The 9,089-nt window shown below is 64.7% G+C and carries 11 protein-coding genes; 5 read left to right on the top strand and 6 right to left on the bottom strand.

The genetic code is table 11. The features are described from left to right. Positions 1 to 14: 14 nt before the first annotated feature. Positions 15 to 995 (top strand): hypothetical protein, encoded by a 981-nt coding sequence (locus NP3_RS12540; RefSeq protein WP_063040852.1) that lies wholly within the window; start codon positions 15 to 17, stop codon positions 993 to 995. A gap of 210 nt (positions 996 to 1,205) precedes the next feature. Here NP3_RS12540 and NP3_RS12545 read toward each other — a convergent pair whose 3' ends face one another. The 3 genes from NP3_RS12545 to NP3_RS12555 form a co-directional block, all read right to left on the bottom strand. Then, positions 1,206 to 2,165 (bottom strand): hypothetical protein, encoded by a 960-nt coding sequence (locus tag NP3_RS12545; protein WP_063040853.1) that lies wholly within the window; start codon positions 2,163 to 2,165, stop codon positions 1,206 to 1,208. Between the two features lie 113 nt (positions 2,166 to 2,278). Next, positions 2,279 to 2,719, bottom strand: a complete 441-nt coding sequence (locus NP3_RS12550) for a Fur family transcriptional regulator (protein ID WP_373864744.1) — start codon at positions 2,717 to 2,719, stop codon at positions 2,279 to 2,281. Continuing rightward, positions 2,716 to 3,066, bottom strand: a complete 351-nt coding sequence (locus NP3_RS12555; RefSeq protein ID WP_062991218.1) for an ArsR/SmtB family transcription factor — start codon at positions 3,064 to 3,066, stop codon at positions 2,716 to 2,718. The genes NP3_RS12550 and NP3_RS12555 overlap by 4 nt, the downstream gene beginning before the upstream one ends. A 194-nt stretch (positions 3,067 to 3,260) precedes the next feature. Here NP3_RS12555 and NP3_RS12560 point away from each other — a divergent pair, with 194 nt between their 5' ends. Continuing rightward, positions 3,261 to 4,652, top strand: coding sequence for a glycine--tRNA ligase (locus NP3_RS12560; RefSeq protein ID WP_040688036.1), 1,392 nt, complete (start codon positions 3,261 to 3,263; stop codon positions 4,650 to 4,652). Positions 4,653 to 4,724: 72 nt separating this feature from the next. Here the strand turns inward: NP3_RS12560 and NP3_RS12565 are convergent, their stop codons facing one another. Then, a complete protein-coding gene (locus NP3_RS12565) occupies positions 4,725 to 5,165 on the bottom strand; it encodes a DUF1707 domain-containing protein (RefSeq protein ID WP_063040854.1) in 441 nt (146 codons plus the stop codon). A 123-nt stretch (positions 5,166 to 5,288) separates the two neighbouring features. Between NP3_RS12565 and NP3_RS12570 the strand changes: the two genes are divergently transcribed. Then, the gene (locus NP3_RS12570; protein WP_063040856.1) at positions 5,289 to 6,209 is read left to right on the top strand and encodes an NADP-dependent oxidoreductase; all 921 of its coding nucleotides are present in this window, start codon (positions 5,289 to 5,291) and stop codon (positions 6,207 to 6,209) included. On the opposite strand, the gene NP3_RS12575 is transcribed toward NP3_RS12570, so the two are convergent. Next, on the bottom strand, positions 6,206 to 6,832 hold the full coding sequence (locus NP3_RS12575) for a TenA family protein (RefSeq protein WP_063040858.1): 627 nt from the start codon (positions 6,830 to 6,832) through the stop codon (positions 6,206 to 6,208). The two genes, NP3_RS12570 and NP3_RS12575, sit on opposite strands and share 4 nt — an antisense overlap. A gap of 96 nt (positions 6,833 to 6,928) precedes the next feature. Here NP3_RS12575 and NP3_RS12580 point away from each other — a divergent pair, with 96 nt between their 5' ends. Further along, the gene (locus tag NP3_RS12580) at positions 6,929 to 8,170 is read left to right on the top strand and encodes a phthiocerol/phthiodiolone dimycocerosyl transferase family protein (RefSeq protein WP_245720908.1); all 1,242 of its coding nucleotides are present in this window, start codon (positions 6,929 to 6,931) and stop codon (positions 8,168 to 8,170) included. A 12-nt stretch (positions 8,171 to 8,182) separates the two neighbouring features. On the opposite strand, the gene NP3_RS12585 is transcribed toward NP3_RS12580, so the two are convergent. Next, a complete protein-coding gene (locus tag NP3_RS12585) occupies positions 8,183 to 8,578 on the bottom strand; it encodes a PPOX class F420-dependent oxidoreductase (RefSeq protein ID WP_063040860.1) in 396 nt (131 codons plus the stop codon). A gap of 48 nt (positions 8,579 to 8,626) precedes the next feature. Here NP3_RS12585 and NP3_RS12590 point away from each other — a divergent pair, with 48 nt between their 5' ends. Further along, positions 8,627 to 9,049 carry a MarR family winged helix-turn-helix transcriptional regulator gene (locus NP3_RS12590; RefSeq protein ID WP_174566206.1) on the top strand — a complete coding sequence of 141 codons (423 nt, stop codon included), beginning with the start codon at positions 8,627 to 8,629 and terminating at the stop codon, positions 9,047 to 9,049. Positions 9,050 to 9,089 lie beyond the last annotated feature (40 nt).

A 9,089-nucleotide genomic window follows, 5' to 3' on the forward strand; every position in this document is an offset into this window, starting at 1 on the left:
TCCGGGAGAACGTCATGAATACGATCCAGCGGGCAGTCGGTGTCGGCGTCGCCGCGGCCCTGCTCCAGGCATTGATGCTGATCGCCTTCGCCTGGCCCGCGGCCCATATCGCGCCGCGCGATCTGCCCATCGCCGTCAGCGGCCCACAGGCCGCGGTGGTCGCCGACAAACTGACCCAGCACGATCCCGATGCTTTCGATATCAGCAACCCCGCCGACGAAGCGGCGGCGCGCGCGGCGATCCAGAACCGGGACGTCTACGGTGCCGTCATCACCGGCGGCGGCTCCGCCCCGCGCGTATTAGTAGCCTCTGGGGCGAGTCCCGTTGTGGCACAACAACTCACCGCGATTGCCCAGCAGCTGTCCGGTACGCCCGCCGCGCCGGTAGAGGATGTGGTGGCCGCCGATCCGGACGATCCGCGCGGCACCGCCTTCGGTGCGATGGTATTGCCGCTGGTCATGTCCGGTATCGCGGCGGGTGTGGTACTCAGCCTGTTGATTCCGTCGGTGGGCGGTAAGGCGATCGGACTGATCACCTTCGGCATCGCGGGTGGGCTGTTGAGCATCGTCATCATCCAGACCTGGATGTCGGTGGTCCCCGGTCCATATCTGACGCTGGCTGCCGTCGCCGGTCTGGTGTCCTTCGCGGTCTCCGGCGCGGTCGTCGGACTGTCCACCGCCATCGGGCGCGCGGGCATCGGCATCGCCGCGCTGACCATGCTCTTGGTCGGCAATCCGTTCTCGGCAGCGACCTCGGCTCCGGAACTGCTGCCGCAGCCGTGGGGCGCCATCGGTCAACTACTGCCACCGGGTGCCGCCGCGTCACTGCTGCGCTCGGTTGCCTTCTTCGACGGTGCCGCCGTCACCAAACCCCTTGTGGTCTTGAGTATCTGGGCGCTCGCCGCTTTAGCGCTCCTTGGTGTCGGCGCACTTCGTGGACAGCGTCCGGCTGCAGAGGCAACAGCGGTCCGCTCCGGCGAACCGGTCGCCGCCTGATCTGGATCGCATCGAAATCGACTGCAGGCCGCCGCTACCGGGCAACTCCGGTAGCGGCGGCCCGCGTCCGGTGCTAGTCGGAACGCCCGGCGTGCACGATCGGGAACCGTACCCATCGCAGGCGCGTATCAGCGGTGCGGACCTTGCGCGGCGAAACACATGGGCCACCATCGCTCGGATATCCGGATGATGGTGGCCCAGGTCGGTTTGTCAGGAGATGGTGAAGGAGAAGTTCGGGGCGGCGCCCTCACCCTTCTTCGCGTCGTAGGTCACGACGTAGGTGCCAGTGGCGGGGGACGGAACCACGAAAACGACGTAATTCTTCGCGTTGTCGATGGTTTCGTTCGTATTCAGCAGCTCGTTGATCGGCCCGCGGATATCGGCGAGAATCGTCTGGCCGTTCGGAGTTTTCACCGTGAAGTAGTCGTAGAAGATATTCGATCCGCCCGCGGGGATCCCGGGTCCACCAATGATCTTGATGTGCAACGAGAGATCCATCTTGTCGCGCTCGTTCTTGGTGTAGCTCGGAGCCAGTGTGCCGCCGGTGATTTCGATCGTCGTCTGATCCTGCACCAGTTTGCCGGTCACATTCAGCGTCTTCGGTGCGATACCTTCGACCTGAGCCGAGGCCTTCAGTGGAATCTTGGTCTGGTTATCCGAGGCCTGTCCGTAGATCACGGTAATGGTGTCGAGCAGATGCTCGGCATCGTGCAGTGTCTTCACCGACGTGGTTACTTTGCCGGTGGCCGAACCCTTTCCGGGCACGGTCGGCGAGTCGAAGCTCGCTCCGCCGTCGACCTCCTTGTCGACCTGCAGGTAGGTGTTATTGCTGATCGTCTTGTTGTCGGACGTGGTGTTCTTATAGGTGATATCGATCAGGACCTTGGCGCCGCCGAATTCGTCGGGCACCACGGTCGCCTTGTCCACCGTGATATCGAAGCCCTCGTACCACCCGGTCTTGCCGATGGTGCGGACGGTGGACTGACCGCTGTTCGCCCCCGGCTGCCCCTGGCCGATGGTGCTTTGTGCGGACACCGGCGTCGTCGGTCCCGCTTTGGTGTCCTTGTCGTTGCAAGAGGTCATGAGCAGGGCGGAGCTGCCGATGAGTACGGCCGCTCCGATTGTGGTGATTTTCCGGCGTCTGTCCGCCGCGAAAATGGTCGATCGCACGCTGCCTCCCAGAAGATTTCGATCTCAGTGCGCGACGCCCGGAACCCCCGGACGCTATGTGATTCGCAGTGAAATCTTCCTCGGCGCCAGCGCCGTTAACCATGTGACCGCCATCACACTTTGGAGCGGTCCGTCTTCGCGCATTCGCAGCAGGTTCCGAAGATCTCCATGGTGTGGCTGACCTCGGTGAATCCGTGTTCGCAAGCGATGGTTTCGGCCCATGCCTCGACCGTCGGGCCCTCGACCTCGACGGTGCGACCGCAGTGTCGGCAGACCAGGTGGTGATGGTGTCCGGTGGAGCACTGCCGGTAGACGGATTCGCCCGTGTCGGTGCGCAGTACATCGACGAGTCCGGCATCGGCAAGCGACTGCAGGGTGCGGTAGACGGTGGTCAACCCGATGCCCTCGCCGCGGCGGCGCAATTCGTCGTGCAACTCCTGCGCGGAGCGGAACTCTTCGATATCGCCGAGCAGCGCGGCGATCGCGCTGCGCTGGCGGGTACTGCGAATGCCCACCGGCTTTTCCGGCAAGGCCGTCTTATCTGGCACGATCACCCTTCCTCGGCATGGGCCACGGCATCGACCACGATATGCGCCAGGTGGTCGTCGACGAGTTCGTACAGCACTTCCCGGCCGGAGCGTTCCCCGTGCACCACGCCCGCCGACTTGAGAATCCGCAGATGCTGGCTGACCAGGGGTTGGGTGACACCGAGAACATCGACCAATTCGTGTACGCAACGCGGCGATTCGCGCAATTGGAGCACAATGGCAATGCGCACCGGGGCGGCGAGGGCGCGTAGCAACTCACCCGCGTCCTCCAGGACGCTCCGCGTCGGCACCGGCACCGGCGCGGGTGATCGGTACGGGTTGTGCGGGTGGGCGGTAGCGGTCTCGGCGGTCATCGAACCAACTCCTTATTGGAAAGCGATTCCATTTTGATATGCACAGTTGCGCATGTCAAACGAGCGCGCCGACGGCTAGGCGTGTGCGGTGCAAAACCGGTTGGCCGGTGCCGATAGGCTGGAGGGCAATCTTCCGCCGGGTCGTGCGACTCGGCGCAATCGAATCCGACTCGTAGTGGATGGAGAATTCTCGAGTGGCACCCAAGTCGAAGGTGGACACCGTTGCCAACCTCGCCAAGCGCCGGGGTCTGGTGTACCCGTGTGGTGAGATCTACGGCGGCACCAAATCGGCGTGGGACTACGGTCCGCTGGGTGTCGAGCTCAAGGAGAACATCAAGAAGCAATGGTGGCGGTCCATGGTCACCAGCCGCGAGGACGTGGTCGGCCTCGACTCGTCGGTGATTCTGCCGCGTCAGGTGTGGGTCGCCTCCGGCCACGTCGGCGTGTTCAACGATCCACTGGTCGAATGCCTGAACTGCCACCACCGCCACCGGCAGGACCACCTGCAGGAGGCCTACGCGATCAAGCACAAGATCGACGATCCGGACTCCGTCTCGATGGAGTTGGTGGTGTGCCCGGACTGCGGCACCGTCGGTCGGTGGACCGAGCCGCGTGACTTCAACATGATGCTCAAGACCTACCTCGGCCCGGTCGAGTCCGAAGAGGGTCTGCACTACCTGCGCCCGGAAACCGCGCAGGGCATCTTCATCAACTTCGCCAATGTGATGACCACCGCGCGCAAGAAGCCGCCGTTCGGTATCGCGCAGATCGGCAAGAGCTTCCGTAACGAGATCACTCCCGGCAACTTCATCTTCCGCACCCGTGAGTTCGAGCAGATGGAGATGGAGTTCTTCGTCAAGCCGGGTGAGGACGCGGAGTGGCACAAGTACTGGATCGACACCCGGTTCGCCTGGTACACCGATCTCGGCATCGACCCGGAGAACCTGCGCCTGTTCGAGCACCCGAAGGACAAGCTGTCGCACTACTCGGCGGGCACCACCGATATCGAGTACCGCTTCGGCTTCCAGGGCAACGAGTGGGGTGAGCTGGAGGGCATCGCCAACCGCACCGACTTCGATCTGAAGACCCATTCGGAGCATTCCGGCAATGACCTGAGCTACTTCGACCAGACCACCAATGAGCGCTACACCCCGTACGTCATCGAGCCCGCCGCCGGTCTGACCCGCTCGCTGATGGCGTTCCTGGTCGATGCGTACACCGTCGACCAGGCGCCCAATGCCAAGGGCGTCATGGAGGAGCGCATCAGTCTGCGGCTGGACCGCAGGCTCGCGCCGGTCAAGGCGGCGGTGCTGCCGTTGTCGCGCAATGCGGATCTGACGCCGAAGGCGAAAGATCTTGCCGCACAGCTGCGTAAGAGCTGGAATGTCGAATTCGACGACGCCGGCGCCATCGGCCGTCGCTACCGGCGCCAGGACGAGATCGGCACGCCGTTCTGCATCACCGTCGACTTCGACACCCTCGAAGATCAGGCGGTCACCGTCCGCGAGCGTGATTCCATGGCACAGGAGCGGATTGCGCTGGACAAGGTCGAGGGCTACCTGGCGCAGCATCTCATCGGTGCCTGAATTCGATAGCGATCAACGCCCTGTCGCGCCGCGGCAGGGCGTTTCGCATGTGCCGCTGGGGATCCGTAACCGCTAAGTGGATTCCGGTGGTCGCGGGTTTCGCACGCCGGATGTGGATTCGGCGCCAGGTTTCCGGTTCGACTGTACGAGCATCCCGATCGCGCTCGGGATCAGCAGCGCGCAACCCCACGGCACCGCGACCCAGAACGGCCAGAAGTATCCCGCGCCAGTGGCCACCCAGATCGTGAGACACAGTGCGTTCACTGCGGCCCATGGAATCCACATGATGATGACCCATTGCGGCACGCGTTGTGCCGCAGGTGCTGCTTTGCGCGGCACAGGCAGGTCCGAGAGCAGCGGAGTCAGCTCGCCATAGGTTTTGGCGGCATACACCTGTTTGAGTCGGTCATCGTATTCATGCAGCGACAATCGGCCATCGTTCATCGCCACCCGCAATTGTTCGGCGATTTTCTCGCGGTCTGCGTCCGATGCCCGCAGCCTTTCCTCACCCACGGGTGTCAGCTTAAGGCTTGGTGCCGTTCATGGCAGTGCGTCGCGAAGATCGTCGGTGCATGGAAATTTCCTGCCGGGTTACTCGGTTGACGGCGTATGTCACCGAGTAGGCGGGAGCCGGATATGGCAAGAGCTGTGAAGTTCGATCGTTATGGCGGAGTCGAAGAGCTGAAGGTTGTCGAGGTGCCGACGCCGAAGGCGGGACCCGGTCGGGTCGTCGTCGAGGTCGTGGCGGCCGGTATCAATCCGGGGGAGGGGTATATCCGTTCGGGCGCGCTGCACGAGCGTTGGCCCGCGACCTTTCCTTCGGGTGAGGGGACCGATTTCGCGGGTCGCGTCGTCGAGATCGGATCGGGTGTCGGCGGGATCGAGATCGGCGCCGAGGTGCTCGGATTCACCGATGAGCGGGCCAGTCATGCCACCCACGTGGTGGTGCCCGCCGAGCAGGTGACGCTCAAGCCCTCGAAACTGGATTGGGATGTCGCCGGATCGTTGTATGTCGCCGGGACAACGGCTTTCGCGACCGTGCGGGCCGTGGATTCGCAAGTGGGCGATACGGTCGCGGTCTCGGGTGCGGCGGGCGGCGTCGGATCGATCGCCGTACAACTCCTGCGGGCCAGGGGCGCAACGGTTCTCGGTATCGCGAGCGAGGTCAATCACGATTGGCTGCGCAAGGCCGGGGTGATTCCGGTGGCCTATGGGGCGGGCCTGATCGACCGGATCCGTGCGGCCGCCCCCGATGGCGTGGACGCGTTCATCGACACGTTCGGTGCCGAATATGTCGACATCGCAATCGAACTCGGCATTGCGGTCGAACGCATCGACACCATCATCAACTGGGAGGCCGCCGAGAGGTACGGCGTGAAGACCGACGGCAATGCCGCCGCGGGCACCATCGATGTGCTCGCCGAACTCGCCGATCTGGCCGCCGCGGGCACGGTGGAGGTACCCATCGCGGCTGTCTATCCGCTCGACAAGGTCCAGGAGGCGTATCGCGAACTGGAGCAGCGCCACACCCGCGGCAAGATCGTGCTGCACCCCTAGCCGGACACATCCCAGAACTTGTATTCGTGGCGCATGCCCTGCAGGAATAGTGCCTCTGCACGCGCCGGATCGCCACCCGCCTCGTCGAGCATCTGCCCACAGCGGCGGGTGAGCGCCGCGAATCCGGGGTCGGCATAAGTGTCGACCCAGCGGCGGTAGCGCGGCTCTGACGGCGGATTCTCGGCCAGGATTGTGCCGAGGGTCGAATAGCCCCACATGCACGGGTACAGCGCGGCCAGTCCATCGGCGTAGGACGCGGCCGACTCCAGCAGGAATGCGGTGTAGGCCGCGCACGGCGCACCCTTGGTCGCACCATCGAGATCCGCGCCGAATTCGGCGGCCAGCGACCGGTGCAGGGACAGCTCCTCGTGATACGTCGCGTGCGCGAGATCCACCAGATCGCCCAGATGTGACGCGGGCGCCTGCCAGGCCAGCCGGGCGAACACCCGCACATAGTCCAGCAGGAACAGATAGTCCTGTTCGAGCCAGGACCGGAAGACCGGCTCGGGCAGATCGCCCTTGGCGATGCCCGCCACCGTCGGATGCGCCAACTGGTCCACCACCAACGGAAAACCGAGCTCTTCCAGATGCGTCGTAAGACTGATGTGTGCCGCGGGACTCATGTGGGCAGTCTCTCTCAGTCGGAGCGGCTCCGGGTTTGCGCCCCGGTCTGTAGTTGCCGCACCCTGAGCAATGTGTTGTGGGATGAGGAGGTTTTGGTGCGGGTGTTGGGTGCCTCGGAACAACGTTTCGTGCGGGCGGGGACCTACACCGGACGATCCGTCACGGTCGTCGGTGATCTCGATACGAATGCGTTGGGGGCGGCCTTCACCGCACTACAGCGCGCCTATCCGGTGGTGACCTGCCGGATCAGCGAGGATGCTACCGGCCGCGGCTATCTGCTACGACGCGGCGAGGCCCCGGAGATCGGCATGACCGCGAGCCTCGGTGATCCGGACGCCATCCGCATCCCGGAGCCGATCGATCCGGCGGGACAGCTGGCGTACCTGGATGTCGTGCGTTCCGAGCGCGGCCGTTCGCGCGTGACACTCTTCGCCCACCACAGCATCGCCGACGCGGGCCACTGCGTCGAACTGCTCGCCCGACTATGGGACTTCTACACCGATTACGTCGAATCCGGTACGACAACCGTTGTGCCGCACGACTATCCGCAGTCGCTGGAATGGCATGCGTCGGCGCGCGGAATCGCCCGCTCTTCGATCTCCGGTTTCGAAGATGTGACCAAGCCGCTGGAGCCCGTGGTCATTCCGCGCGCGCCCGCGATTCCCGCGCCCGCCGCACTGGTCCAGCCGCGGCGCATCGTCCTGGACGAGCAGGCGAGCGCCCGCATCATCGGCCTCGGGCGCTATCCGGGAGTGACCGTCAACGGGGTGGTGACCGCCGCACTGCTGCGCGCTTTCGCCTCGGAAAAGGCCAGGGCCACCGGAGATCCCGTGCCGCTCGGCTGTCTGTATCCGGTGGATATGCGCACCCGCCTCGACCCGCCGGTCGCGCGTGCGGAAGGCACCAATATGGCGGGGCTGGCCTCGTTCACCGCGGCGGTCGACCTCTCCGCGGACATCCTCGAACTGGCCAAGCACATTTCGGCCCGATTGCGCCATGATCTGGCCGAGGGCATCGTCGGGCAGTCGGTACTGCACTTCCCGGATTACTTCGGCCCAACCCGGGTCCACTCCCTGGCCGGGCACGTCGCGGTGACGAATACCGGTGCCGTGCCCGCCTTCCGCATCCCCGCGAATATCGCGCTCACCGACTACGAGATCGTTTACGTCTCCGCTCATCCGCGCCCCTCCGCGGGCGCCTCGGCGGCGGTCACGTTCCTGGTCTACACCTTCGAGGGCCGTCTGACCGTCGGCGTGCTCGGCGGCGATGCCGACCGGCTCGTGCCCGCGGTGCGCGACGAATTGACGGCCCTCGCGGAGGAGGCCGTCAGCTCCTGAGGGCGCCTGCTGCTACTGGTAGGTGGCGTGCGTCGGGCGCATGACGAGCACGACCCGGCGCGGATGGTCGGCGACCGGACGCTGATACGGCAGGTCGTAGCGGCGTGCGAGCACATCGAAGAATTCCCCGTCCGGATCGGGTTCGATGGCCTCGATGACGCCGCGGACCTCGAGGTAGCGGTAGGGCTTCTCCGGATCGTTGATGCTCACCGCTACTTCGGGATTCTGCTTGGTATTGACAGCTTTCCGTCGATCGATCGTGGTGGTGAAGCGCAGGCGCCCGCCATCCCACACCTGCCATACCGGCGTCACCTGCGGAGTGCCGTCCGGGTTCAGCGTTGCGAGATGGGCGAACAGCGGGCGCGATAGCAAATCGGCGTGGCTCTCGGGGATTACGGGGTTGTCCATACTTCGAAGACTATCAAGGCTTTGATACTTCAGCTATCTTTGACACTTATGAAATTGCCTGCGGAGCAGCGGCTCGGTCTGGACCTCAAGCGCGCCGAGCAGGAGCTGATGGCCGTCAAACACGAGGCGGTCAAACCGCTTACGGTGCCGCAGTACGCGGCGCTCTACGCGCTGTCGGAGAACCCGGGCGTCTCCGCCGCCGCCCTCGCCCGGGAATGCATGGTGACGCCGCAAGCGATGACGGTGGTGCTCAGGAACCTGCAGGAGCGCGGTTTCGTGGAACGCACACCGCATCCCTGGCACCGCGGTGTGCTCGAAACCCGACTGACCCCCGCCGGTCGCAAAGCCTTCGCCAAGGCCGATGCCAAGGCCGCCGCCATCGAGCGCCGCGTGGCCGCCGCATTCAGTGCACAGGAGCGTGCACAGTTGCGAGAGTTGTTGGCCCGGTTCACCGAGGCCTTACAGGAGTGAGGGGCGGTAGGTTCGTAGCGAAGGCGTTGTGATCGAGGAA

The organism is Nocardia pseudovaccinii NBRC 100343 (assembly GCF_001613225.1).
GTDB lineage: Bacteria > Actinomycetota > Actinomycetes > Mycobacteriales > Mycobacteriaceae > Nocardia > Nocardia pseudovaccinii.

Excerpts from the sequence above, each read along its gene's own strand:
- NP3_RS12590 (WP_174566206.1), top strand. The coding sequence starts at position 8,627 with ATGAAATTGCCTGCGGAGCAGCGGCTCGGTCTGGACCTCAAGCGCGCC.
- NP3_RS12540 (WP_063040852.1), top strand. The coding sequence starts at position 15 with ATGAATACGATCCAGCGGGCAGTCGGTGTCGGCGTCGCCGCGGCCCTG.
- NP3_RS12555 (WP_062991218.1), bottom strand. The coding sequence starts at position 3,066 with ATGACCGCCGAGACCGCTACCGCCCACCCGCACAACCCGTACCGATCA.
- NP3_RS12575 (WP_063040858.1), bottom strand. The coding sequence starts at position 6,832 with ATGAGTCCCGCGGCACACATCAGTCTTACGACGCATCTGGAAGAGCTC.
- NP3_RS12585 (WP_063040860.1), bottom strand. The coding sequence starts at position 8,578 with ATGGACAACCCCGTAATCCCCGAGAGCCACGCCGATTTGCTATCGCGC.
- NP3_RS12570 (WP_063040856.1), top strand. The coding sequence starts at position 5,289 with ATGGCAAGAGCTGTGAAGTTCGATCGTTATGGCGGAGTCGAAGAGCTG.